The sequence below is a fragment of the Acinetobacter sp. genome (assembly GCF_039596015.1).
Classification (GTDB): domain Bacteria; phylum Pseudomonadota; class Gammaproteobacteria; order Pseudomonadales; family Moraxellaceae; genus Acinetobacter.
Genome location: NZ_JBCNKN010000002.1, coordinates 24,904 through 50,451, shown reverse-complemented (window position 1 = coordinate 50,451; position 25,548 = coordinate 24,904). Strand labels below are relative to the sequence as shown.

At 36.9% G+C, this 25,548-nt stretch carries 19 protein-coding genes and 4 pseudogenes; 16 read left to right on the top strand and 7 right to left on the bottom strand.

Annotated features, from left to right (window positions below; translation table 11 throughout):
* Window positions 1-76 precede the first annotated feature (76 nt).
* The 5 genes from ABDV70_RS01955 to ABDV70_RS01935 all read left to right on the top strand — a co-directional run bounded on the left by ABDV70_RS01955 (window position 77) and on the right by ABDV70_RS01935 (window position 6,951).
* The gene (locus ABDV70_RS01955) at window positions 77-247 is read left to right on the top strand and encodes a hypothetical protein (RefSeq protein ID WP_343594996.1); all 171 of its coding nucleotides are present in this window, start codon (window positions 77-79) and stop codon (window positions 245-247) included.
* Entirely contained in the window at window positions 219-4,421 is a 4,203-nt protein-coding gene (locus ABDV70_RS01950) for an AMP-binding protein (protein WP_343594994.1), read from the top strand. The genes ABDV70_RS01955 and ABDV70_RS01950 overlap by 29 nt, the downstream gene beginning before the upstream one ends.
* Before the next feature lie 169 nt (window positions 4,422-4,590).
* Window positions 4,591-5,397: an AraC family transcriptional regulator gene (locus ABDV70_RS01945; protein ID WP_343594992.1), complete on the top strand. Its 807-nt coding sequence runs from the start codon at window positions 4,591-4,593 to the stop codon at window positions 5,395-5,397.
* A 90-nt stretch (window positions 5,398-5,487) separates the two neighbouring features.
* Entirely contained in the window at window positions 5,488-6,150 is a 663-nt protein-coding gene (gene elbB, locus ABDV70_RS01940; RefSeq protein WP_343594991.1) for an isoprenoid biosynthesis glyoxalase ElbB, read from the top strand.
* 102 nt (window positions 6,151-6,252) lie between these two features.
* Window positions 6,253-6,951 carry a 4'-phosphopantetheinyl transferase superfamily protein gene (locus ABDV70_RS01935; RefSeq protein ID WP_343594990.1) on the top strand — a complete coding sequence of 233 codons (699 nt, stop codon included), beginning with the start codon at window positions 6,253-6,255 and terminating at the stop codon, window positions 6,949-6,951.
* A gap of 1,145 nt (window positions 6,952-8,096) precedes the next feature.
* On the opposite strand, the pseudogene ABDV70_RS01930 reads toward ABDV70_RS01935, so the two are convergent.
* A pseudogene (locus ABDV70_RS01930) lies at window positions 8,097-8,500 on the bottom strand (hypothetical protein).
* Between the two features lie 154 nt (window positions 8,501-8,654).
* Here ABDV70_RS01930 and ABDV70_RS01925 point away from each other — a divergent pair.
* Window positions 8,655-8,762 (top strand): annotated as a pseudogene (locus ABDV70_RS01925) (IS982 family transposase); the annotation flags it as partial.
* 141 nt (window positions 8,763-8,903) lie between these two features.
* On the opposite strand, the gene ABDV70_RS01920 reads toward ABDV70_RS01925, so the two are convergent.
* The 3 genes from ABDV70_RS01920 to ABDV70_RS01910 all read right to left on the bottom strand — a co-directional run bounded on the left by ABDV70_RS01920 (window position 8,904) and on the right by ABDV70_RS01910 (window position 11,598).
* Window positions 8,904-9,395, bottom strand: a complete 492-nt coding sequence (locus ABDV70_RS01920; RefSeq protein ID WP_343594988.1) for a flavin reductase — start codon at window positions 9,393-9,395, stop codon at window positions 8,904-8,906.
* 141 nt (window positions 9,396-9,536) lie between these two features.
* Window positions 9,537-10,568, bottom strand: coding sequence for a methionine synthase (locus ABDV70_RS01915; RefSeq protein WP_343594986.1), 1,032 nt, complete (start codon window positions 10,566-10,568; stop codon window positions 9,537-9,539).
* 37 nt (window positions 10,569-10,605) lie between these two features.
* The gene (locus tag ABDV70_RS01910; RefSeq protein ID WP_343594984.1) at window positions 10,606-11,598 is read right to left on the bottom strand and encodes a DUF1852 domain-containing protein; all 993 of its coding nucleotides are present in this window, start codon (window positions 11,596-11,598) and stop codon (window positions 10,606-10,608) included.
* A 739-nt stretch (window positions 11,599-12,337) separates the two neighbouring features.
* Here ABDV70_RS01910 and ABDV70_RS01905 point away from each other — a divergent pair.
* The 7 genes and pseudogenes from ABDV70_RS01905 (at window position 12,338) to ABDV70_RS01875 (ending at window position 17,773) form a co-directional block, all read left to right on the top strand.
* Window positions 12,338-13,192 (top strand): methylated-DNA--[protein]-cysteine S-methyltransferase, encoded by an 855-nt coding sequence (locus tag ABDV70_RS01905; RefSeq protein WP_343594982.1) that lies wholly within the window; start codon window positions 12,338-12,340, stop codon window positions 13,190-13,192.
* 78 nt (window positions 13,193-13,270) lie between these two features.
* On the top strand, window positions 13,271-13,879 hold the full coding sequence (locus ABDV70_RS01900; RefSeq protein WP_343594980.1) for an alpha-ketoglutarate-dependent dioxygenase AlkB: 609 nt from the start codon (window positions 13,271-13,273) through the stop codon (window positions 13,877-13,879).
* Between the two features lie 276 nt (window positions 13,880-14,155).
* On the top strand, window positions 14,156-14,626 hold the full coding sequence (locus ABDV70_RS01895; protein WP_343594978.1) for an Lrp/AsnC family transcriptional regulator: 471 nt from the start codon (window positions 14,156-14,158) through the stop codon (window positions 14,624-14,626).
* An 87-nt stretch (window positions 14,627-14,713) separates the two neighbouring features.
* A complete protein-coding gene (locus ABDV70_RS01890) occupies window positions 14,714-14,866 on the top strand; it encodes a hypothetical protein (protein WP_343594977.1) in 153 nt (50 codons plus the stop codon).
* Window positions 14,863-15,581 (top strand): annotated as a pseudogene (locus ABDV70_RS01885) (AAA family ATPase). The gene ABDV70_RS01890 and the pseudogene ABDV70_RS01885 overlap by 4 nt, the downstream one beginning before the upstream one ends.
* A 373-nt stretch (window positions 15,582-15,954) precedes the next feature.
* Window positions 15,955-16,527 (top strand): annotated as a pseudogene (locus ABDV70_RS01880) (insulinase family protein); the annotation flags it as partial.
* 88 nt (window positions 16,528-16,615) lie between these two features.
* On the top strand, window positions 16,616-17,773 hold the full coding sequence (locus ABDV70_RS01875) for an aminotransferase class V-fold PLP-dependent enzyme (RefSeq protein ID WP_343594975.1): 1,158 nt from the start codon (window positions 16,616-16,618) through the stop codon (window positions 17,771-17,773).
* A 304-nt stretch (window positions 17,774-18,077) separates the two neighbouring features.
* Here the strand turns inward: ABDV70_RS01875 and ABDV70_RS01870 are convergent, their stop codons facing one another.
* The gene (locus ABDV70_RS01870; RefSeq protein ID WP_343594973.1) at window positions 18,078-18,767 is read right to left on the bottom strand and encodes a DUF3820 family protein; all 690 of its coding nucleotides are present in this window, start codon (window positions 18,765-18,767) and stop codon (window positions 18,078-18,080) included.
* Between the two features lie 326 nt (window positions 18,768-19,093).
* Between ABDV70_RS01870 and glyA the strand changes: the two genes are divergently transcribed.
* From glyA to ahpF, 3 genes are all read left to right on the top strand, one after another.
* Window positions 19,094-20,347, top strand: a complete 1,254-nt coding sequence (glyA, locus tag ABDV70_RS01865) for a serine hydroxymethyltransferase (RefSeq protein WP_343594972.1) — start codon at window positions 19,094-19,096, stop codon at window positions 20,345-20,347.
* A gap of 89 nt (window positions 20,348-20,436) precedes the next feature.
* Window positions 20,437-21,564: an acyltransferase gene (locus ABDV70_RS01860; RefSeq protein WP_343594970.1), complete on the top strand. Its 1,128-nt coding sequence runs from the start codon at window positions 20,437-20,439 to the stop codon at window positions 21,562-21,564.
* A 106-nt stretch (window positions 21,565-21,670) separates the two neighbouring features.
* On the top strand, window positions 21,671-23,236 hold the full coding sequence (gene ahpF, locus ABDV70_RS01855; protein WP_343594968.1) for an alkyl hydroperoxide reductase subunit F: 1,566 nt from the start codon (window positions 21,671-21,673) through the stop codon (window positions 23,234-23,236).
* A gap of 486 nt (window positions 23,237-23,722) precedes the next feature.
* On the opposite strand, the gene ABDV70_RS01850 is transcribed toward ahpF, so the two are convergent.
* Window positions 23,723-23,971: a YfhL family 4Fe-4S dicluster ferredoxin gene (locus ABDV70_RS01850; RefSeq protein ID WP_343594967.1), complete on the bottom strand. Its 249-nt coding sequence runs from the start codon at window positions 23,969-23,971 to the stop codon at window positions 23,723-23,725.
* Between the two features lie 3 nt (window positions 23,972-23,974).
* Window positions 23,975-25,342 (bottom strand): tRNA 5-hydroxyuridine modification protein YegQ, encoded by a 1,368-nt coding sequence (yegQ, locus tag ABDV70_RS01845; RefSeq protein WP_343594966.1) that lies wholly within the window; start codon window positions 25,340-25,342, stop codon window positions 23,975-23,977.
* Window positions 25,343-25,548 lie beyond the last annotated feature (206 nt).

Genomic DNA, 25,548 nt, shown 5'->3' with positions numbered 1-25,548 from the left:
GCTACTTTGAAAATGTAGCTTCAAGTCTATTGAATGATATTGAAGAAATACATGTTTCTTGTTCAAAGGAAAAAACATGTCAACGCATGAAGTCGAATTATCGATGAGACACCCCAAAATTTTAGCACTACATGGCAATGGTAGTAATAAAGCGATCACCCAACTACAGCTTCAGAACTTGGATATTAATGAAAAATATTACGAGCTGACCTGTTTAAATGGAACGATCCAAGTCAATCATCCCTGATGAAAGCTTGAAAAACGTTGTAGATTTAATTACTGGACCTTGGTATTCGTGGCTTCCTCCTAAATATGAATTAGATCAACTCAGTGATCAGGCAGTACTACAAATTATTTGCCGAGCACTAGAAGTAATTCTAATTGCTATTGAGAAAAGTGGACCTTTTGATGCGATTTACGGATTTAGTCAGGGGGCTTATATAGTCAATTTAGTAAATAATTTACAACATGATCCTATTCTTTTAGCTGCACTAAAAAAACACATGGGTTCTAAATGGAAGCAAGAGTTTGCTTCTATGAGTCTTTTTAATACTGCTGTATATGCCTGTGCTGGTGGTGCATATCCATTAAATGATATTAGAAGACTTGCTGGGCTACCAGAGAATACCGAAAAAACACATACAAATAATAATATTCATTTGATGGGGAAATTTGATGGTTTAAAACCATGGTCTGAATTAATTGCAGTTCAAGCTATAAATCCTAAAACTCAAATTTATTATTTAGATAGTGAGCACGAAATTACAAGTGATGTACCTGTTACAGTTAAAGAAGCAATAAAAAACACAATTAATGGTAATTCAAGAGAAGACTGTTCATTAGAAGCTACTATTAAGCCTTCATGTAGCTTAAGCTCGATAAAAATCGATTCTGACTATCAAGTTGCTAATGTATCAATAAGAACTCAGGCTCTAGCAAAGACAATTTCGGAGCTATTAGAACGAAGAAGCCCAGAAGCCCCTTTGTTTAGAAATGCTAGAGAGCAAAATAGTGAAATATGCACAACCTATGGGGATATGCTTAAATTTATCAGTTCTGGTGGTGAGGGGGACTTACGAAGAATCGGGGTTGTCACAGGACAGATTGTTGCATATCTAGCACCATCTGGTGGTACAGCAGAAAGCGCCGCTGCATTTCTTACTGTTGCTTCTCAGGCATGTGCAGTACCACTGTCTTCTTCCTTGACTGAATCAGAAACATTAGAAGCACTTCAACAACTTAAAGTTGATCACATTATAATTTTTGATGGGGTAATTGCTAAGAATGTAATCAATGCTTGTGAAAAGTATCGCAATAATAACGATAAGAAACTTCATCATGTAAAGCCATTATCGAAGAATAAGCCGGGATTATTTATGTTTGAAGAATCGCTAAGCGATTATTCGACATTTCTAAAACCAATCTCAAATGCTAATGACAATATACTTCTACTGAGAACATCAGGGACTACATCTACGCCTAAAGTTGTTCCACTTAAACAAATGGATCTAGTTATCAATGGAGCAATTTTAGCGGATAGTATTGGAATTAATGAGTTTGATGTAACTTACAGTGTGATGCCTTTAGATCATATTGGGGGAATTTCAGCATCAATTTTGGCGAGTTTATCAGTTGGTGCAGCAATCACATGTGATGGTACATACAATCCTCAGTTAATGGCTGAAGCATTGGTCAATTCAAATCCTAAACCAACTTGGTATTCTGCTGTACCAACCATTCAGTTATCTACATTGCGTTATGTTCACGCCAATAAAGAAAAATATTTGAATGATGATGGAACTTGGAGTGAGCATAATTTAAGACTTATCAGGTCGGGGGCAGCAGCACTTAATGAAGACGATCGACAAGCATTAATAAAAACTTATGATTGCCCAGTATTGCCAACCTATAGCATGTCTGAGTTAATGCCTATATCTCAGCCGGCACAAAATGAAATTAGTTGGGATATTAAGCCTAGCTCGGTTGGTGTGCCTTTAGTAGCTTCGATGGCAATTGTAGATCCACAAACCCTTTCTCCATTACCTTACGGTGAGGCTGGGGAGGTTGCAATTTCAGGTCAGACCGTTTTTTCAGGTTACAAGGATAATCCTGAAGCAAATAGCAAATCCAGATTTGTAATGCCAATCCCTAATACAAGTGACATTCGCACATGGTTTTTAACTGGAGACTTAGGGCAATTAGATGCATCTGGTAATTTAAGTTTAGAAGGGCGTTTGAAAGAGTTAATTAAAAGAGGGGGAGAGCAAATTGCTCCAGTTGAAATTGAGGGACATCTAGCATGTCATTCAAGTGTTGACATCGCAATATGCTTCCCTGTTCCATCTGAGCTGTATGGCGAGGAAGTTGGGTGTGCTATTGTTTCAAGTGATCCTGAATTTTCCATGGAGAAACAGGCGCAGTGGGTTAAAGAACTTCGGAAATTCCTCCATACACGAGGGGTATCTCCACACAAAATTCCAACAGTTTGGCGTGTCGTTGATAAAAATGATTTGCCGATGACGAGTAGTAAGAAATACAAGCGTAATGTTATGGCAGATGTGTTTGGTATAACTGATTTAGCTTCAAATAATAATGAAAAAAATAGTGGAACAGGCGTAAAGAGCGAAAAACAAAAAGAAGTATCAAATTCTACTAGTGTGGCTAAGGTTAATCACAAAGATAAACCAGATGTAGATTGGGACACTATTGCTGGTTTTAGATTTATACTGGCATGTTATGTAATGTTTATGCACATTGGGGCAAATAATTCTTGGGAAGCATTCAATAATCTTCGTCAGTTTCAGTGGCACGTAAATAGCTTCTTTATTTTGGCTGGATTTTCGTTAGCTGTACTAATGCCTTCGTATATTTCGAAAAAATTTGCTTTTGTGAAGTCAAGGGTAGTTGTTATGTACCCACTTTATTTTTTAGCAATGGTTTTTGCTATGACAAACTTATTTGTCAGTTGCAATCTGTCAACATTTATTCCAACTTTCAGTTGGGGACCATTCACCCATGAAGCTGGGAAATCCTTCTGTCAAGGTACTCCTTGGATAGAAGGCTCTTGGTTTTGGAATGTAATTTCTTCATTTGTTATTCATGTGACTGGGTTGCAAGCAACGCCTTTATGGGGAGCAAGCTGGTTTATTGGATTCTATTTGTGGTTTATTTCAATGTATTTCCAATGCCTTGTTGTATTCCCAATCATTTATAATGCAATGTACAAGCATAGAGGAAATGTAAATAAAATCCTCACGTATATTGGGGTTGGTTTGGTGGTTAATGCTGTAATCTTGTTCGGATTCTGGTTCGGATTCTGGTTCGGATTTGCAGTTGATTTTGTTGGCTTTGGGCATTTTGATCCAATAACTGGTTTACGTACTATTATTCCCACTGTGTCTCAAATTGCATTGGCAGGAAAAGATAATGCAATAGGATTAGGGTTTTATTTATTTGCACCGTTCTGGATGATCTATTTCTTAGTCGGAATCGGTGCCGCATTTTTATATGATGCAATTAGACCAACCGAACAAAAGTATTCTTATATCTGGGGGTATGTTGCAGATGCGATTACTTTAATTATCCTCTGTGTAAGTATCGCTCATATTGCTCAAGGCTATACACATTTTGATCCTACTATGAATCAAGTGCCAGTCGATGCATACTTTATGCGACCTGAAGCTGCAAATAGTTATGCAGATCCTTCTATCACTAATCGTATTTGGGATGAAATCTATAGTCGGTCATTCGCACCACTAACCGTACTTTGGATTTTTGCTTTAAGTACTGGCAAAGGTGTCACAGCAAGGATTTTAAAATCAAGTCCTTTATCTCAAGTTCTAGCACCAACTGCTTATGCTTGTTTTCTATTTCATCAAATGGTTGGTCAATGGTATTACGCAGCAACTCGTGGTGATTGGTGGAATTGGTGGGAAAATCGTAAAAGTTTTTATTGGTTCAGCCCAGAGCCTGTACCTGTTGAATGGTATGAATATTTTTATGTTGTTGGTTTGGTTGTGCTTTTTGCAAAGTTGATTCAACCAGCAGATATCTATCTTCGAAATGGTACAGCTTGTATTGTTAATTTTGTTAAGAATATTGGGAATAATAAAGACCACGTGAATCAACAACATGTTGATACTGCTGATGTTGTTTTAAAGATTGCCTCCAGAATTTCAGGTTTTGATGCAGACAAAACCCTAAGCTTAAATGACAATGGATTGGCTTCCCTTGGAATTGTGCAATTTGTTAGTGCTTTGGAATCTGAATTTTCCACACTGGGTAATAAGGTCTCAATTTCAATGCAAGAAATAATGGAAACAAATGATTTAAACGAAGTAATTGCCATAATTGACAAAGCTTTGTTAAAAACAAAACCATTGCAGAAAACACAAATGACTTTAGATACCCAGTACCAATAAATATTTGGATCTGATTAAAAAATTAGCATTCTGTTGTTGGACTAAGTGCCCTTACTTAAATGTAAGGGCACTTTTTATTAGTATAAAGTATATAGTTTTGACCTTTAAATTTAATGATATATCGAGTAAAATTAGATTATAAGTAATTGAAAAAAGTAATAATTGTATAATGAATAACTTGATTAATATTGCTAAAAATGAAATTCAAGATAATACCCAGCTCCCATTTTCTGTTTATTCATCATATAAAGAACAGAAGATAAATAATGTTCCTATTCTAAAACCCTTACTTATTTTTATATTAAACGGTACAAAACAATTGGGTAATACTGATTTGGTGGAATGTCAGTCTGGAAGTTTTGTATTTCTATCAAACAGCCCAAGAATTGATATGCGTAATATTCCTATTCAAGAAGAATATTTTGCAGTGCTAATTGATTTTGATCATGATGATTTTTCAGAATTGCCTAAAAATTCGTTGCCTTCGAAAAAATATTTTCAAGGTGAAATCAATGAACTGCTTGCCAATACCCTTTCACAATATATGGAGTTTTGTTCGTTTGCTCCCTCTCATGTAATGAAGCGTAGGAAAAGAGAGATTTTAGAGATTATTTATTACTCTGGATATTCTGATGTTTGCAATATCATTAAGTCTCCCAACGTGAGTGAAAAGGTTCAATCTATGATTTTGGAAGATATTTCCTTTGATTGGTCTGTTGAGTTAATCGCTTCTAACTTATTTATGAGTATGTCTACTTTACGGCGTAAACTCAAAAACGAAGGAAATACATTACAAGATATTAGAAATAGGGCACGTTTAGGATATGGACTTCATTTACTTCAAACTACCCAATTGCAAATTGGGAATATAGCTGAAAAATGTGGTTATCAATCACAGTCAAGATTTACTGATCAGTTTAAGCTCTTATTTGGTATGACACCAAGAGAAATCCGTAAAACTAAAATGATCGATTAGAGATAATTCCTGACGTTTTTTGATGTATTTAACCTTTTTAGGTGAGGATATGATGTATTGATAAACGCATCAACTATTTTAAGGAAAAAAATGAACAAGGTAGCTGTTATTTTATCTGGTTGTGGTTATTTAGATGGTTCAGAAATTAGAGAGTCGGTCTTAACACTATTAGCATTGGACAATGAAGGTATTGAATACAATATCTTTGCACCTGATATACAGCAGCATCATGTAGTGAATCATGTTGCACAAATGCCTGACGAAACCTTGACCAGAAATGTACTTGAAGAAGCTGGGCGTATTGCTCGTGGTAAGATCAGCCCAATTACTGAACTTGATTCAACTAAATTTGATGGGCTTGTAATACCGGGTGGATTCGGCGTTGCCAAGAATTTATCTAAGTTTGCATTTCAAGGATCAGTGAGTGAGGTTGATCCAACAATTAAGTCTATTTTGAAAGATTTTAATGAAAGTAATAAACCAATTGGTGCAATTTGCATTTCACCAGCTTTACTAGCACTTACCTTCGGTGAACTAAAGCCCGTTCTAACGATCGGCAGTCATGCTGATACTGCTGCAGAAATCGAAAAAACAGGAGCAATCCATAAAGTATGTGAAACAAATGATTGTGTCGTAGATACGGGTAACTTATTAGTTACTACACCAGCATATATGGATGATACAGCTAACCTGAAAGACATCTCTCAAGGAATCTCTAAATTGGTTAAAGCTATGGTTAGCCTTAGTCAATAATTTTTTCAAGAATAAGGGTATTGAGATTACTGCCCTTGTTGATTTGCCTCAATCATCTGAGCTTAAACTGTGCTAAATCGATTTATTAATGTATTTACTCGTTTGGAACTCCCTAATCGATTTATAAAATCTCACAAGATATTATTTGATCCCTATACTGAATTGTATTTGGCATTATGTGAGTTCGATTACCAATCTTTTGATGAAAGTCTTTTTGACGAGCTTGCAATTGATCGTCCAGTTAATTTGATTTCTTCTTTATTTGTTAGGCAGAGTGAGTTTTTGGCTGGACGATATGCAGCTAAGTTAGCCTTAACTGCAATAGATAGAAAATTATGTTTTGATCAAGTGGTTGTAGGCTTACGTAAACAGCCAATTTTTCCAGATAATTTGATTGGAACATTATCTCATAGCCATATAATGGCAATATGTGCAGTTACTACTTCAAAAGAAGTTCATTATTTAGGTGTTGATATTGAGCCTACTATGACAAGAGCTGTTAGCTTTGCTGTAGAAAGGAAGGTATTTACATGCAACGAACTCAATTCATTGATGGTTCATGGAATTAACAGGGAGGTAGCTGCAACATTAATTTTTTCAGCAAAGGAAAGTATTTTTAAGGCATTTTCAAAACAAATTAAACATGGCATAAATTTTGAAAATATTAAGCTATCCACTTCAATCAATAGGAACCATGTTATTTCCATGACTTTTGAGGTTCAAGAGCTAAAACTTAATAAAAAGGTCACAGTTACAGCTAGAATCATAAAAGATCATATACTTACGTTGGTCGCTCAGTAAAAAAATCTGTAAGGACTTACTTTAAAATTAAGTATCGGATAAACCACCTGTTTTTTTAACGGATCAATCCTCTGATAGTGTTTAGGGTCACTCCCGTTCAAGACAGCCATTTCTACTGGTGATGGTTGTTATCTTGTATGGTCGAAGCTATCAGGAAAAGATATCTATATTCACCAGTTTTTAGAGTTCTTGAAAGGAATGGTGCCTAAAGTCGATGATCCTGATCTTGTCTATAAATAATTGTCCAAAGTGAAAGTGGAATTATGATGGATCCTTATGTGGCTCTATACACAATCGGCAAAGAGATATGAGATATAATCTAAACGAGATCTGTTGATCTGTATAATTCGGAACGCATTGAGTTCCAAATTAAAGTAAGCTCTCTAAGTTGTACTAGCTCAAATCTGACAGATACGCTTAGTATCTGTCAGATTTGATCTGGTTAAAGATGCTTAGTTTGCCTATATCAAACCATCCATATAATCAGGCCATTTTTGTAACCATATTGCACATTCCTCTTCATAGCCATGCAGATTGTAAGTACCTTCAATTCCTTTTTTTAGACTGGCTTCTGCTACGCGTAGTAGTGTTCATTTTTGAAATATGGAACGCAGTGCGTTCCAAATCAAAATAAATTATGTAAAATCTAGATTATATTGAGTTTATGGCAAAAATATAACTTTGAATTACTTGTTTCATACCGTTAATATAAAAATTCTATTACGGTAATTATTGCGGTAATTTTATTTTTTAATTATAAATTTATTTATTAATCAATATTTTATTTCATATTTCCTGTGCGCGCTGAGCGCACCACTTACATGTTTTAACATGTACCAAAATAACCTCAAATCATTATAAACACAGCATTATTTCTCTTAACATTGTTTCACGTTGTACTACTATAATCCACTTTTTTAGTGGTATATTTAGCAGTACATCAAAACAACACTCAAAAATGTACTATTAACATGGCTAGAACTGTTGTAAGTTTTACAGATAGCAAGATTAAGTCTGCTATCAGCAATCGCCGTAAAAACTCTGATCATTTGTACCTAAAACTTAGATATGTTTTCATTTAATGAAAGAAATTAGCTAATAATTTTCTGAAAAACTTAACAAAGTGATCAATCAAATATTAGAGCTTAACTATTTAAATTTTCATTTTTAGATTTATTGATTAAATGAATGGATGTTCTAATTTTATGAGTCGTCCATGGAAACCGGATTGTGCATAAAACAAAAAGCAGAAATGAAAATTGAGAAACATACATATAGTTGAGTAAATTTAGATCAAATTTCAATGTAATCCAAGTGTTATGAATGACGTCACTAAATATAATTAGAAAAGTTAGGGCTAAACCAATGCGAGGCCTATAAAATAGAAAGAGTGCTGCAAGAGGATCGATAAATAATAGATACAGGTAAATAAAGGTGCATGATTGTAGTCCCAAAACAAACCATGTATCAAAATGGTTTGCAAGTGGTTGAACCCCGCACCTATAAGACAAAGTGCATAAATACATCTAATAATAAATTCAATTTTCACAAGTAATACTCTTATTTATTCACATACGATGTAAAAAATATATTGATTCAAATAAAGCGATATAATATTTAAATTTATATAATACATTGATATAAATTATAATAATTTTTAAGGATGAGGTTGATTTGAAAAATATAAGATCTAGAACCATCTGGTGAATTATCATATGAAACTCACAACGCTAGTTCTTCTGTTCAATAGTACCAAATTGTTCTGTATTGTTGATAATTTTTTTCTAAAAATGTTTGAGAACTCGACTTATTTATAAAATTATGTAGGTTGCTTCAATGGCCAGATGAAGGTATTTATACCTAGAAATAAGCATGGTTTTGTTTTCTGAGATAAAAGCTTTTAATGTTCACACTCAAATTTTAAATGCGACAAAATCAAAAAGCCAACCTGTTTAAGCAACTTCTGTTTGCCCCACTTGATGATAAGCCCGATTAAAATACACCAAACTCTGCTCTTGCTGACTTTGTTGAATCGCGACAATATGGCACATAAAAATCGTGTGCGTACCGACTTCTTGAATTTGATCAATCTCACAATCAAAATTCACTAAAGCATCATTTAAAACAGGCGCACCCGTTTCAAGTTCTGTCCATGTCCCATGTTTAAAGCGTTCTTCTGGGTTCAGCTTAGATGCAAAGGCTTTAGAAATATGCTCATGATCTGCACTTAACACATTGACGGTTAAAATTTTATTGTCTACAAAATGAGCGTGTGAGCTAGAGCCTTTATTCATACAAACCAACAAAGTTGGGGGAGTGTCAGTTACGCTACACACTGCAGATGCCGTAAATCCATAACGACCAGACAAACCTGCTGTGGTCACGACACTGACTGCACTTGTTAATAAAGACATTGCATTTCTAAAGTCTGTTGCTTCAACCATCACTTTGTTCCTCAATTGAACCGTATTTTTTATTCAGATTTAACAATACCATCTGAATGTGTTTTGAGTGGAATGAGGTGAGGGCCACCCGTTTATCCGAAGACTCAACACGGCAACCCTTTGCACATCACAACATCATGATTACTTTGTTGCGAGTTCTTGACGGATGATTTCCGCACCTGCACTTAACGCATTAAGTTTGCCTCTGGCAACCTCACGAGATAAAGGTGCCATACCACAGTTGGTAGATGGATAAAGCTTATCTGCATCGACAAACTGAAGTGCCTTACGCAGTGTATCAGCCACTTCTTCTGCTGTTTCAATGGTGTTGGTTGCCACATCAATTGCACCCACCATGACTTTTTTACCACGAATCAATTCAATCAGATCCATTGGCACACGTGAGTTTTGGCACTCAAGTGAAACGATGTCAATTTTAGATTGTTGAAGTTTAGGGAATGCTTCCTCGTATTGACGCCATTCTGAACCTAAAGTCTTTTTCCAATCAGTATTGGCTTTAATGCCGTAACCATAGCAGATATGTACCGCAGTTTCACACTTCAAGCCTTCAAGTGCGCGTTCTAATGTTGCCACACCCCAGTCATTCACTTCATCAAAGAACACATTAAATGCAGGTTCATCGAACTGAATGATATCAACACCAGCAGCTTCTAATTCGAGCGCTTCTTGGTTCAAAATTTTGGCAAATTCCCAAGCCAATTTTTCACGGCTTTTGTAATGACCATCATAAAGTGTATCAATCATGGTCATTGGGCCAGGGAGCGCCCATTTAATTGGTTGTGTAGTTTGGCTGCGTAAAAACTTAGCATCTTCAACAAACACAGGCTTTTGACGAGATACTGCACCTACGACAGATGGAACACTGGCATCATAACGGTTACGGATGCGAACCGTTTCGCGCTTTTGAAAATCTACACCGTCAAGATGTTCAATAAACGTGGTAACAAAATGTTGGCGAGTTTGTTCGCCGTCACTGACAATATCAATGCCTGCATGTTGCTGTTCTTGCAATGACAAACGCAAAGCATCTTGTTTGGCTTCAAGCAGTTGCTCGCCTTCGAGTTTCCACGGTGACCAAAGTTTTTCAGGTTCTGCCAACCAAGACGGTTTCGGTAAGCTGCCAGCGGTCGATGTTGGTAATAAAATTGCCATTTTAAATCTTCTATCTCTATGTTCTATTTCAGGTAAATTACGCAGCGTTACTGTCTACAGTGTAGTTGGCAGCCCATTGTTCAAGAATGTCTTGATATGGCTTAATAAAGTTTTCTTCAGTCCATTTGCCTTGTTTAACTGCAAGTTGACCACGTTCAACTCGGTCATAGACAATTCGTGTTAATGAGTAATCTGGGTACTCTAGACTTGCTTGATAAACTTGTGCAGCCGATGAGTTTGCATTGTAAATTTCAGGGCGATAAATCTTTTGGAAGGTTTCCATGGTGCTGATCGCGCTGATCAATTCAAAATCGGTGTAATCACGCAGTAAATCACCCGCAAAATAGAATGCTAAAGGTGCAACGCTGCCTTTTGGCATAAAGAAGCGAACCTGTAAGCCCATTTTATGGAAATATTCATCGGTACGTGAGTATTGATCTTGCTTATACTCGACACCCAAAATCGGGTGTTCATTGGTGGTACGATGATAAGTTCGAGCCGTTGAAACGCTTAAGCAGATCACAGGCTGTTGATTAAACTCAGCTTTAAAAGTTTCTGAGTTCACTAGGTATTGATACAACTTACCATGTAAATCACCAAAACCTTCAGGTGCGTAAGAAGCCGAGTTCTCTTTATTATGTTCTTTGAGCACCACGCTGAAATCATAGTCACGTACATAAGATGAGAAGCTGTTTCCAATCATGCCTTCAATACGTTGATTGGTCTGATGATCGATAATTGTGCTTTTTAGCATTTCAATAATTGGGAAAGTTTGACCATTTCCTTCAATATCTAAATCAGCAGAAATAATATCAATTTCAAGTGAATAGCGATCACCATTTGGGTTGTCTGATTGTGCTAAGGCATTGAAACGATTATTAATCATTCGAAGCGTATTGCGTAGATTTTGCTCACGGCTTTCACCACGCGCTAAGTTAGCAAAGTTCGTTGTTAAGCGTGTGCTATCTGCTGGTTGATAGTTTTCATCAAAACGAATGCGTTTGATTGAACATGCAAACTCTGTACTCATGGTGATGTCGTCCTAATTTTTGAGATTAAATCTAAATTGCTTGAATAATGTAATTTATACCTGAATTATGACATGAATAAAAATGATCTTTTCTCACTACAAAGTGAGTGAAATTCATGTTGGAGGTTGCTGTTGTATTTAAAATGAGTTGTGCTGTCTTATGGTTTTGTTTTTTCGTCCATGTTAAGGAGTGTTTTTGATGTGCTTAAACAGACAATGGAACAAAACATATTAGGGCATGTTAGTATGATTTATTTGTATTTAAACTATTGTTTTTATTTTTTTATTTTAAAATTTATTGAGTTTGTGGTTTCTTGTGTTTTTATATAAAAAATTAGATTATTTTTACTCATTTTTTGGGCATGGATGTCTTTTTTTTCATTTAAAAGCAGAGCACGGTTGTTTGGAAGAATTGTAAGCGAAGCATTTTAATAGGGTTGAATATAAATTAAATGGGTGAATAAAAGACTTAAATAAATGATTCGTTGAGTGTTTTTTAACATGAAGCATATTGTTTATGAGTCCATAAAAGGATGATTTTGAATGTGAAATGAATCTATTCGCAACTGAAATCCATGATCTATTTGTTGGGAGGTACTTCACAGACTCATCTTTAATCATGCGGTATGAAAATAATTTGCCAATATTAAAATTGGATAAACTTTTTTATAGCAAGAATCGGATTTTTTTAAAGGGCTATATTTGATAATTTATTGTTGTTTATATGCTTTAGAGAAAAATGATGTCTGAAAATACCAATTATATCCGTGTTGCTAAAGCGATTGAGTACATCAGTCAAAATTTTAAAGAGCAGCCGAGCTTATCAGAAATAGCAGAGCATATTCATTTGAGTCAGGCACATTTTCAGCGTGTTTTTACAGCGTGGGCAGGGATTAGCCCAAAGAAGTTTTTGCAATATATTAGTTTAGAACATGCCAAATCTATTTTAAAAAATAATAAAGAAAATAGTGTGTTAGATGCTGCATTTGATACAGGCTTGTCTAGCATCAGTCGGTTGCATGATTTGTTTATTCAGATAGAAGGGATGTCACCTGCTGAATATAAAAATGGTGGTGAATCATTACAAATTCATTATAGTTTTTCAGAAACACGATTTGGGTTAATCATTATTGCTTCAACGGCTAAAGGTATTTGTCATATGGCATTTACTGAAAACCATGAAGACGCTTTTTCACAGCTTCAGGCGCAGTTTCCAAATGCAAAATTTGTGCAGCAGGAAAACGAATTACAAAGAAAAGCCATGAGTATTTTTCAACTCAACCCAAATAACTTGTCAGAAATTAAATTACATTTGAAAGGAACTGAATTTCAGTTAAAGGTTTGGGAAAGTTTACTTAAAATTCCTATGGGCGAATTGACCACGTATAGCGCCATTGCCAAGGGCATTGGCAATAATAAGGCGTGTCGTGCTGTTGGTACTGCAATAGGGAGCAATCCTGTTGCATTTCTCATTCCATGTCATCGGGTGATTCAATCCTCTGGTCATATTGGTGGGTACATGTGGGGAACGACACGAAAAACAGCAATCATCGGTTGGGAAGGAGCAAAAACACATGCAACCGATTCAGATTGAGATGAGTCTGAAGGACTTATTTGTCTTCGGATCTCATCTTTGTCAGCAGTGCAGGAAAGGCATATATGGATTGGGAAAATGGATCTGTTTGAGCAAGACAATATAAATCGTAACCTTCTACCTTATGACGGCACAGTATTATATTTCGGGTCGATTATTGCATTACAACAAGCAAATGCGTATTTCGATAAATTATTGCATTCAGTGGCTTGGCAGCATGATGAAGCGATTATTTACGGAAAACGTATCGTGACTAAGCGTAAAGTGGCTTGGTACGGTGATGATTCATTTTCATATACATATTCAAAAACAACAAAACATGCTCTGGCTTGGAACCCTGTATTACTCGAATTGAAAGAAATTGTAGAGCGTTGTACGGGTGAATCTTTTAACTCTTGCTTGCTGAACCTTTATCATGATGGAGATGAAGGAATGGCGTGGCATAGCGATGGTGAAAGCGATTTAAAGCGAAATGGTGCGATTGCATCGTTAAGTTTGGGTGCTGAAAGGAGGTTTGCATTTAAGCATAAAGTGACCAACGAAAAAGTTGAGCTATTTTTGGCACATGGCAGTTTATTGGTGATGAAAGATACAACACAAACCTATTGGCTACATCGCCTTCCACCGAGTAAAAAAATCATAACAGCACGGATTAATTTAACGTTTCGACAGATTGAAAAGCTTTAACGCTGAAACATAATGATGATTAGATTGCCAAAGAGAGTTGCTGTATGTACTGAGCAATGGTCTGGAATTAGTCATTAAAAATATGTTTTAGTAAGTGATGGTATAAAATGGAAGTCTAGTTCAGTATTGATTCCCTTAGTAGGATTCTTGGTGTAGTTTGAGAGGGTTTTTGCAATAACTTTTGGAGATTTATTGCTAAAAATTAGAATCACATGCGAATAAATCATCCTTTAAGATTGTTTTTCACGGATAGACAGTGCAGAGAAGATTGGCGATATGAAATTAAATTTGGATAAATATGATCGAGTCATCTTAGATCTTCTACAAAAAGACTGTACATGGGCGATAGGGGATATTGCTGAAAAAGTTGGACTAAGTAACACCGCATGTTGGCGAAGAATCCATAAAATGGAAGAAGACGGCATTATTCGGGCGAAGGTTGCCTTATTGGATCGTAAAAAGCTTAATATTAATGTGATTGTGATGGTGTTTATAAAAACAGCACAACACAATGTAGAATGGATTCAAAAATTTCATTCTCACATTAATGGAATTGATGAAGTGATTGAAGTCTATCGAATGGCGGGTGAAACAGATTATTTGCTTAAAGTTGCTGTGTCTGATGTTGCTGAATATGATAAAGTTTATAAAAAGCTAATTCAGATTTCAGGTTTAACAGACGTTAGTTCTAGTTTTGCGATGGAACAAATTAAATACACTACAGAGCTCCCTTTAAATTTTTTCTAAATTATACATATTCAAAATACATTGAGAGGAAAATAAAAAAAGGATGACAACGATTAAATTTCTAAACATGCCGTGACGGCAATTTTAGTGCAATTTCATAGTGGTGGCATCATTCCAACGTTAGATGAAGCCTTATCTGCAACTTCGAAAATGATCGCTTCGGGCTATAATGTCAAAATTAGCCAACTAGACCGAAGTATATTGTATACACAGGATATTAAAGATCGGCTCGGTTTATGATTGATGCAAGACCCTATCTACGCTCAGTAAAAATTAAAGCAGAACTGCAACCAGACTGGTCGATTTATCCCTTTGCGGTACCTGCCGTCAATGATATTGAACAGTTAATATTTCACCCTGATGTCACTTTTTTTGTGGGGGAAAATCAACTATTTTAGAAGCCATTGCTTTGGCACTCGGGTTTTCAGAAGAGGGTGGTACTTTAAATGTCAGGTTGGATTCTGCCAGTAGCACATCGAATTTATTTCAATATTTAAGAACAATTAAAAGTTTTAAAAGGCCTAAAGATCATTATTTTTTAAGAGCTGAAAGTTACTATAACGTCGGCACATATATGAATGAATTGAACTATTTAGAGGGTTATGGTGGCAATATTCACGCACGCTCACATGGGGAAGCATTTATCAAATTATTGACCCATAAATTCAAGGGTGAGGGGCTTTATCTGATGGATGAACCAGAAGCTGCACTTTCACCCACAATGCAGTTGGTTGCATTGTCTGCTATCCATGAATTGTGTCAAAACAATTATTCTCAGATGATTATTGCTACGCACTCACCGATTTTATTGGCATATCCACATGCCAAAATTTATCAGTTTTCTGATACAGGCATTTGCCAAATCAGTTATGAACAAACTGAACATTTTCAAGTGACAAAAGATTTTTTAAATAACTACCCTAAAAAAATCCAGCAAATTATCAATGATGATTAACCAAAAATTCAGAATAGTAAATTGAGAAAAATCGAATAAATTAGCAATATTAATGCCAAAAAATAAGTAAATCATATTTTAATTTAGCAAAGATTTATTGAATTTTAATTCTATTTTTTTATTTTAAAAGTAAATATAAATCCATTTTTTATCTAAAAAAGAGAAAAAATTAAAATTTATATCCAATGAAATCTCACTATCATCAATTTGAAATGAAATTGAAATGAATTTGACATATTTCTTGGATTGTACAATGAACCAATTTAGTACAGATGTAATTAATTTAGGACGCACACCGCAACGCTTTGATGGTTTAGTGAATACGCCCGTTTTTCGTGGTTCTACTATTGTTGTAAATAGCTTTAGTGAATGGGAAAAATTGGGGTTAACACAAAGTAATGTACAGTTTTGTTCACAGGCCTATCCCGCGGTGACTGCTGAACATGATGATGCCGCTGCCTTTATGGTACTCGGGCCGTATCTGAAAAATGGTTTCTTGCATCATGCTATTCGTGAACAGGGAGGAGCTTATGGCGGTGGTGCGAGTTACGATGTCAATGCCTGTGCTTTCCAGTTTTTTAGCTATCGTGACCCACGTTTAGCAGAAACATTTACTGATTTTGATGCAAGTTTAGAATGGTTATTGCAGCAACAAGATGACCAGCAAGCTTTGGAATCTGCAATTTTGACTGCAATTTCGGGTATGGATAAACCGTCATCTCCAGCACAAGAAGCTATAAGCGCTTGCCATGCTGCATTGCATGGTCGAACGGAAGCAACCAGACAACGGTTACGCCAACAAATGTTGAATGTCACACTAGATGATTTAAAGCGTATCGTTCAGAATTACTTACATGCCGATGTTGTACAGAAATCAGTAGTTGCTTCTATGGCAAAAGAGGAACTTGTAAAACAGCTTGGCTTTGACACATACAAAGTTGTATAAAGGATTGATTCTAAGATTTTGGGTATTCGATTTTTGTTATATTCTGATAGAAATCGAGCCTTCTAATATAAATTAAATATTGAATACTATGAATAACTTAATATATTTAGATTATGCTGCGACAACACCGATTGATGAACAAATCATTGAGGAAATGGTTCGATATATGGGGTTTCGAAATAACTTTGGAAATCCAGCGTCACGTTCACATCGTTATGGTCAAAATGCGAGTTTAGCCGTAGAAAAAGCCCGCCAACAAGTTGCCGATTTAATTGGTGCGAACCCTCAAGCCATTATTTGGACATCAGGGGCAACAGAATCTAATAATCTTGCCTTGAAAGGTATTGCACAACAATATGCAGATCAAGGCAAGCATATTATTACCAGTCAGATTGAACACAAGGCCATTTTAGATACTTGTCATGAACTGGAACAACACGGTTTTGATGTCACTTATCTTCAACCTGAACCCCAAACAGGCTTAATTACGCCAGAGATGGTACAGCAGGCTTTACGACCAGATACAATTTTGGTTTCATTGATGATGGTGAATAATGAAATCGGCACACTGACTGATGTTGCTCAAATTGCTGAAATTGTAAAAAACAATGGCAGCCTTTTTCATGTCGATGCAGCACAGGCAGCAGGTAAAACAGCCATTGACCTATCAACGATGAAAATTGATTTAATGAGTTTTTCAGGTCATAAAATTTATGGACCAAAGGGAATAGGTGCATTGTATGTCCGCCCAACGGTGCAATTAAAGGCACAAATACATGGTGGTGGACATGAAAATGGTATGCGTTCGGGGACATTGGCAACGCATCAAATTGTTGGAATGGGGGCAGCCTTTGCTTTAGCAAAAGTTAAACTTGAAGGCGAGCAAATTCGTTTAGCTGCATTACGCCAAAAATTATGGCAGGGCTTACAAGCTTTAACCTCAGTACAACTAAATGGAAGTCCTACCCAACGTGTAGAAAACTATCTGAATGTCAGCTTTACAGGTAAACAAGCCGATGTTGTGATCGCTGCAATTCAAACCGTTGCTGCGGTATCGAGTGGTTCCGCATGCAATTCAAATCAATTAGCAGCTTCACACGTATTGAATGCATTAGAAGTTCCAACGGACTTAGCAAGTCGTGCTATACGTTTTAGTTTTGGGGCATACACCACTGAACAGGATATTCAATGTGTGTTAGATGCGGTTGAAGACTGTCAGATTGAAAATTTTGTGAGTTTTAAGTAGATGTTTTAATCACTGATGAGATGTAGTTTAAACTCATAAGATCAACCACACTTTATTGACCAAGTGCGGTAAAACCCTTAAACGTATATGCTCTTTGACTTTTATTATATTGGTGAAAAGCTTGTTTGGGCCGAACCCACGATGTTTATGCCTGTATCCTTCATTTAATAAAAGACAATTATTCAAGTGGATCGAAAATAGAAAAGCCTTATACATATAATTTATTAAGAATAATAAATTATATGTATAAGGCTGTTCTACATTTTTTATGCTGAGCTTAGCGAAGCGGTTTTAAAATCTAGAATTAAAAACCCAGGTTTTCCAGTGCAGACTTCAGATAAGGATCTAGCTCATCTTGACGAAGCAACCATTTCACATAATCCGCAGGCAACTCCGCAATTGCAGTTCCTTTATGTTTTCCAAAAGTCATGGTTTTAGGAATACGTGCATCTTCGGAGGCAAGATAGAGTTCTTCGACAGACTGAATGCCTAGCTGAGCAATGATGTGCATTAAAATATTGGCGGTTAAAATAATATCAGCGTCCGCACGGTGCGCACCTTTTAGTAATTCACGTGCTTTAGTGCTACCTTTACTGATTTGATAAATCAGTGCTGAAATATTATGTGCTTCTGCATTTGGCCAGACTTGACGTGCCAACGCGAGGGTACAAATCGGTTTTAATTGGCTGACATCAACACCGCAACGCGCAATTGCTTGAATGTCATAGTCAATATTATGACCAATAATATATTGGGTTTCAGCAGGCAGTCGGAAAGTGGTGTATTCGGGTTGACCAATCAGGTCAGACTCTAAAATATGATGAACCGCCATTGAAGCATAAGAAATCGGTTCATTAACCTGATAAAGTTGATCAAAAATCTGATTTTTATTTAAAGTGAGTTTGCCATCCAAAAGCTGAATAGGGGCATAGGCAATCTCGATGGGAAGGCCATTTAGTGTGTGTGTTTCAGTGTCAAGGATAATCGTTTGCATGGAAATGAAACATTAAAAACGTAATTGGATTGATTATATAACGAGTTATCCTGAAATGAAGGATTTAAGCTGAATGATTGTTGGTAAAAAGCGATCTAATTCAAAAAATCATGTTGAATTCATTGTGAAATTATAAAAAATTTTAAATTAGAGCAGAAGATGTCCGTTTGTTGTGCTATGGGTATCGCAAAATAGAAATTTAATCGAAGCTTAAGAGAATTTTATTCAATACTGCACAAACTTCATGTCTAAAAGGATTAATTTTCTGTTAGAATATCTTTCGATTTTAGCACGGCTTAAAAGCCCTACATAATAGGACCTCGCTAATGTTTGCCAACATCTCTATTTCTGAATTCGATCCAGATTTAGCAAAAGCTATTGCTTCTGAAGGTGAGCGCCAAGAAGCGCACATTGAATTAATTGCTTCTGAAAACTATTGCTCACCAGCAGTTATGGAAGCTCAAGGAAGCAAATTAACCAATAAATACGCTGAAGGCTATCCAGGCAAACGCTATTATGGTGGTTGTGAATATGTAGACGTCATTGAACAGCTTGCAATTGACCGTGCTAAAGAATTATTTGGTGCAGACTATGCAAACGTTCAGCCACATGCGGGTTCTCAAGCAAACTCTGCTGTTTACCTTGCATTGTTAAACCCAGGCGACACGGTTTTAGGTATGAGCTTGGCTCATGGTGGTCACTTGACTCACGGTGCTAAAGTAAGCTTCTCTGGTAAAACTTATAACGCTGTTCAATACGGTTTAAACCCTGAAACTGGCGAAATCGATTATGAAGAAGTTGAACGTCTAGCTGTAGAACATAAACCACGTATGATCGTTGCAGGTTTCTCTGCATACAGCCGTGTTGTTGACTGGCAGCGTTTCCGCGATATCGCAGACAAAGTAGGTGCATACCTTTTTGTTGATATGGCGCACGTTGCAGGTTTGGTTGCTGCGGGTGTTTACCCAAGTCCAGTACAAATTGCAGACGTTACAACAACGACAACACATAAAACATTGCGTGGTCCACGTTCTGGTCTAATTCTTGCGAAAGCAAACGAAGAGATTGAGAAAAAACTTCAATCTGCTGTATTCCCAGGAAACCAAGGTGGTCCTTTAATGCATGCTGTTGCTGCTAAAGCAATCTGCTTTAAAGAAGCAATGGCACCAGAATACAAAGCATATCAACAACAAGTTGTGAAAAATGCGCAAGCAATGGCTGAAGTGTTCATTGCACGTGGCTACGACGTTGTTTCTGGCGGTACAGACAACCACTTGTTCTTATTGTCTTTGATTAAACAAGACGTGACTGGTAAAGACGCTGATGCATGGTTAGGTGCAGCGCACATTACTGTGAACAAAAACTCTGTTCCAAACGACCCACGTTCTCCATTTGTCACTTCAGGTATTCGTATCGGTACACCTGCGGTAACCACTCGTGGTTTCGGTGAAGAAGAAGTTCGTGCACTTGCAGGTTGGATTGCTGACATCCTAGACAGCAAAGGCGACGAAGCTGTAATTGCAGCAGTAAAAGAAAAAGTTGCAGTACTTTGTGCAAAATTTCCAGTATATGCTGCGTAATTAAGCCATTGTAACGAAAAGCCTCCTCACATCAGGAGGCTTTTTTATGATTATAAAAAACGTAGAAAATAAAATTATGGAAAACCTATATGTATTTTTCCTCAATGGATATCCTCCGAGGTATCTCCATTTTTTTAGTGTTATTACATCACTTTAATATCCCTTATAAATTACACACAACATTTTTGGGCGTATCGGTTTTTGGAGAACCTTTGAGCACGTTAATCGCACGAAATGGCAATTATGGCGTGACCATGTTTTTTGTAATCTCGGGATTTTTAATTACCCAACATAGCTTAAGCCGTTATGGGCAGTTATCCAAAATAGACATAGGCGCATTTTATATCCGACGTATTGCTCGAATTGTCCCATGTTTGGTTCTGTTGGTAGCATTGGTGTCTATTTTAGGTTGTTTGGGGTTATCGCCTTTTGTCAACCATACACCCAATGGAGTAGAGGTGTCTTACGGAAAAACGGTATTTGCTGCGTTTACTTTTTGGATGAATATTTTGATCATTCATTATGGTTGGGTGAATTATGCCTTAGGTGTGTTGTGGTCACTTTCAGTTGAAGAAGTCTTTTATTTGGTTTTTCCTGTTTTATGTTTATTCGCCCGCCGTACAGCTATTTTTGTCATCATGCTTTTGGCGATCATTGCGTATGCGCCTTATTTTCGGTCATTGTATTTTTTAGATGAAAATGAAGCGTATCTCTATCATTATTTTTCCAGTTTCGATGCGATTGCAATCGGATGTTTAACTGCTTTGTTATGGGAAAACTTTCGCTTTCAGTGGTTAACCAAAAAGTGGATACAACTTTGTATCAGTGTTTTATTGATTTCATTGTATCTATATGCACCTATTAAAGAAGTCGCAACATGGTCAATGACAGTGTTTGCCAGTCTAACTGCTATTTTGATTTTATCCTTGAATCAGCGAACTTTTCAGCAAAACGAAATGAAGGGCAGATGGGTATCGGTATGGGTGTGGTTGGGAAAAAGAAGCTATGAGTTATATCTTTTTCATCTGATTATTTTGGGGCTCCTAAAAGTCTTTTTTATACCTGCGGAAACCTCGCCAGACATCAAGTTATTGTTATTGGTTCTCTTTCTGGTTGGTTCTTGTATATTGGCTGCACTGATTGAAAAATACTATGCCACACCACTGAATCAGAAAATCCGTCGTTGGTTTTTAGCTAAGGGTAAATCTGAAATTTAATTCAGAAAACCGATTAACTGAATAAGTATATACTGTTTCTACAATGAAAAATGATGGGGTATTATGATTTCAAGTTAAACATTTTACTCCTTTGGAGAGGGTTAGCATGTTAGATCAAAACATTAAAACACAATTAAAAGCCTATCTTGAACGCTTGGAAAGCCCAATTGAATTGGTTGCTGCACTGGACAATTCTGACAAGGCAGAAAAGATCAAGGAACTGGTGAGTGAAATTGCAGAATTATCTGATTTAGTGACTGCACGTTTTGATGGACAAAATTCACGCCGCCCGAGTTTTGGGATTGCAAAAAAAGGCGAGCAACCTCGTGTATTTTTTGCCGGTCTGCCAATGGGACATGAATTTACATCATTAATTTTAGCTTTGTTACAAGTGTCAGGTTATGCACCGAAAGTTTCTGATGAAGTATTAAATCAGATTAAAACTTTGAAATTAAAAGCGAATTTTGATGTATTTGTATCATTAAGCTGTCATAACTGTCCAGATGTTGTACAGGCATTGAACCTTATTGCCATCTACAACCCTGAAACCACTACAACCATGATTGATGGTGCTTTCTTCCAAGACGAAGTTGAAGAACGCAAAATTATGGCGGTTCCAATGGTGTTTCAAAATAATGAACACATTGGTCAAGGTCGTATGACACTTGAAGAAATTGTGGCGAAACTGGACGTAAACGCTGCTGAAAAAGATGTTGCTGCAATCAATGCCAAAGGTGAGTTTGATGTGTTGGTGATTGGGGGTGGGCCAGCAGGGGCAACCTCTGCAATCTATGCGGCACGTAAAGGCATTCAAACAGGTATTGTCGCTGAGCGCTTTGGTGGTCAGGTGTTAGATACTATGGATATTGAAAACTTTACCTCTGTACAAAAAACCCAAGGACCTAAATTTGCAGCAGATTTAGAAGCGCATGTTCGTGAATACGATGTGGACTTAATGAACCTGCAACGTGTGAGCCATATTACAGGGGCAGATCAGACCAGTAATGGCTTGGTTGAAGTTGAGCTTGAAAACGGTGCAAAACTTCAGTCTAAAACGGTGATTCTTTCAACAGGTGCGCGTTGGAGAGAAATGAATGTACCGGGCGAAAAAGAATATCGTACCCGTGGTGTTGCGTACTGTCCTCACTGTGATGGTCCATTGTTTAAAGGTAAACGTGTCGCGGTTGTTGGTGGTGGTAACTCGGGTGTCGAAGCAGCAATTGACTTGGCGGGGATTGTTGAACACGTGACTTTGCTTGAGTTTGGTGATGTTTTACGTGCTGACCAAGTGTTGCAGGACAAATTAAACAGCTTGCCAAATGCAACAGTGATTAAAAGTGCTCAAACCACTGAAGTGTTAGGTGATGGTGCACAAGTGACAGGTTTGAAATATTTAGACCGTATTTCAAATGAAGAACATAATATTGCTTTAGAAGGAATCTTTGTGCAAATTGGTTTATTACCAAACACAGATTTCTTGAAAGAGACAGCCGTTGAACTTTCTAACCGTGGTGAAATTGTGATTAATGAACGCAATGAAACCAATGTAAAAGGTGTATTTGCTGCGGGTGACTGTACCACCGTGCCATATAAACAAATCATTATCGCAACAGGCGAAGGTGCAAAAGCGGCATTATCTGCATTTGATTATATTATCCGTTCTGGTCAGTAATCGACGCGTAAAGAAGAACCAGAGATTCGTCTCTGGTTTTTTTATGTTTATGGAAAATATAATGTTTTTTATCGTATTTGCTATCGAGTTATTTTTATTGATTTTTGATTCAATACATTTATAATTCCGCCTTTCGTTTTATGAACGACTTCTCATTTACTGAAAACTTGCAGCACTATGTGAGGGAATCCAAATGAATATGCTGGTTCAATTCCATCATGATACTTCAAGTCCAGATGAAGTGAGTCACGAGTCGATAGAAAATGCCTTATCACATTCTATAATTTATGATGTATTGACAGATCTAGCGTATGATAAGTCATCAGTATGTCATAATTTAGACCATTCGCTGATCTATCATGTATTGGTCGAAGGCCATGAGATGTAATTTGTAGAAATAGATTTTATCTCATTGAATATTGAATAATGTAAAAAACACCACGTCTTGAATATGCAATGGTGTTTTTATAGCGATAAAAAATAGACTTAAATAATATTGAGTGCTTTAAATTTTTCCAGTAACTGCGCTTTATCTTCTACGTGTTCAGGATCCGTTTCGATACAGTTAATTGGACACACTGCCATGCAGGTTGGGGCTTCATAAAACCCCACACATTCTGTACAGCGATGTGCATCAATTTCATAGACTTTTTTACCCTCTGAAATCGCCGTATTGGGGCATTCAGGAAGGCACATATCACAGTTAATGCATTCATCGGTAATTCGTAAAGCCATAGCTTAGCCTGCTGAATATGCTAAAGCAGATGCCGTGATATTTTCTTTTGCTTCAGGCAAATTACGCACCAAAAGGGCAAAAGTAACATCAATATTCGGATCCATCGGAATTTCGACCACATGCCCTGAGCCTTTTGCATTGTCAATGAAATTACCTTTACGATCCCGCATTTCAGTGAGTGTAAAGTTAATGTTGCCCTGAGGTGTCATTAATTCTAAGGAGTCACCAACCACGAAACGATTTTTTACTTCAATTTTGATGTAATCCCCATTGCGTTCAATCACTTCGCCGCAAAACTGTTGATAGTCAAAGTGTGATGAACCATCTTCATAGTTTTGGTATTCGGTGTGAATATGGCGACGCAAGAAGCCTTCGGTATAACCACGGTTGGCCAAACCTTCAAGCTGGGTCATTAAACTTGGGTCAAATGGTCGACCTGCCAATGCATCATCAATGGCTTTACGATAAATCTGTGCAGTACGGGCGCAGTAGAAATATGATTTGGTACGGCCTTCAATTTTGAGTGAAGCAACCCCAATTTTACTCAAACGTTCGACATGTTGTACCGCACGAAGATCTTTCGAGTTCATAAAATATGTACCATGTTCATCTTCTTCCGCAGCAAACATTTCTTCTTCATTGCGCTGTACTAAAACAGGTTCGGCAAAGTGATGCTGGTCATTCTCACTTGAACAGCAGCTTTTTTTCGTTTCAACTTGCTGAACAGGAATAATATCGCCAGATTCATCTTCTTTTGCTTCATGGATTTTATATTCCCAACGGCAAGCATTGGTGCATGCACCTTGGTTGGCATCACGTTTATTCATATAACCTGAAAGCATGCAGCGTCCAGAGTAGGCCATACATAATGCGCCATGCACAAAGACTTCAAGCTCAATATTGGGTACATGTTGTTGAATTTCTTCAATCTCTTCAATAGACAGTTCACGCGACAAAATAACCCGTGTTAGACCATAATCTTTCCAGAATTTAACTGTGGCCCAGTTAATGGCATTGGCTTGTACTGAAAGATGGATTGGCATGTCAGGAAAATGCTCACGTACCATCATGATTAAACCTGCATCTGACATAATCAGTGCATCGGGTTGCATGGCAACAATCGGTTCTAAATCACGTAAAAAGTTTTTTAATTTGCTGTTGTGTGGTTGAATGTTGACCACGACATAGAACTTTTTCCCTAAAGCATGTGCTTCGTTGATCCCGATCTGTAAATTATCATGGTCAAATTCGTTATTTCGCACACGTAAGCTATAACGAGGTTGTCCTGCATATACCGCATCTGCACCATAGGCAAAGGCGTAACGCATGTTTTTTAAAGATCCAGCAGGTGAGAGTAGTTCTGTTTTCATAGTCGGTCAAATCAGGCAAGTAAGGCTGATAAAAAATAGGGAATTATTTTAGTCGTACTGAAACATGGACTCAACCCAGTAAATCAGTCGGAATTGACGTGGAAATAGATGCTAAATTTGGCTGTTTTATATCTTGACTTGAGTGTTCTATTTTTATGATTGAACGAAGCATCATATATTTTTAGAGTAGTGGATATTCAATAACT

What these genes read in the sequence shown, in the direction of transcription:
- ABDV70_RS01955 (WP_343594996.1), top strand. Translation starts at nt 77, where the DNA reads ATGTCAACGCATGAAGTCGAATTATCGATGAGACACCCCAAAATTTTA.
- ABDV70_RS01950 (WP_343594994.1), top strand. Translation starts at nt 219, where the DNA reads ATGGAACGATCCAAGTCAATCATCCCTGATGAAAGCTTGAAAAACGTT.
- ABDV70_RS01945 (WP_343594992.1), top strand. Translation starts at nt 4,591, where the DNA reads ATGAATAACTTGATTAATATTGCTAAAAATGAAATTCAAGATAATACC.
- elbB (WP_343594991.1), top strand. Translation starts at nt 5,488, where the DNA reads ATGAACAAGGTAGCTGTTATTTTATCTGGTTGTGGTTATTTAGATGGT.
- ABDV70_RS01920 (WP_343594988.1), bottom strand. Translation starts at nt 9,395, where the DNA reads ATGGTTGAAGCAACAGACTTTAGAAATGCAATGTCTTTATTAACAAGT.
- ABDV70_RS01915 (WP_343594986.1), bottom strand. Translation starts at nt 10,568, where the DNA reads ATGGCAATTTTATTACCAACATCGACCGCTGGCAGCTTACCGAAACCG.
- ABDV70_RS01910 (WP_343594984.1), bottom strand. Translation starts at nt 11,598, where the DNA reads ATGAGTACAGAGTTTGCATGTTCAATCAAACGCATTCGTTTTGATGAA.
- ABDV70_RS01905 (WP_343594982.1), top strand. Translation starts at nt 12,338, where the DNA reads ATGATGTCTGAAAATACCAATTATATCCGTGTTGCTAAAGCGATTGAG.
- ABDV70_RS01900 (WP_343594980.1), top strand. Translation starts at nt 13,271, where the DNA reads ATGGATCTGTTTGAGCAAGACAATATAAATCGTAACCTTCTACCTTAT.
- ABDV70_RS01895 (WP_343594978.1), top strand. Translation starts at nt 14,156, where the DNA reads ATGAAATTAAATTTGGATAAATATGATCGAGTCATCTTAGATCTTCTA.
- ABDV70_RS01875 (WP_343594975.1), top strand. Translation starts at nt 16,616, where the DNA reads ATGAATAACTTAATATATTTAGATTATGCTGCGACAACACCGATTGAT.
- ABDV70_RS01870 (WP_343594973.1), bottom strand. Translation starts at nt 18,767, where the DNA reads ATGCAAACGATTATCCTTGACACTGAAACACACACACTAAATGGCCTT.
- glyA (WP_343594972.1), top strand. Translation starts at nt 19,094, where the DNA reads ATGTTTGCCAACATCTCTATTTCTGAATTCGATCCAGATTTAGCAAAA.
- ABDV70_RS01860 (WP_343594970.1), top strand. Translation starts at nt 20,437, where the DNA reads ATGTATTTTTCCTCAATGGATATCCTCCGAGGTATCTCCATTTTTTTA.
- ahpF (WP_343594968.1), top strand. Translation starts at nt 21,671, where the DNA reads ATGTTAGATCAAAACATTAAAACACAATTAAAAGCCTATCTTGAACGC.
- ABDV70_RS01850 (WP_343594967.1), bottom strand. Translation starts at nt 23,971, where the DNA reads ATGGCTTTACGAATTACCGATGAATGCATTAACTGTGATATGTGCCTT.
- yegQ (WP_343594966.1), bottom strand. Translation starts at nt 25,342, where the DNA reads ATGAAAACAGAACTACTCTCACCTGCTGGATCTTTAAAAAACATGCGT.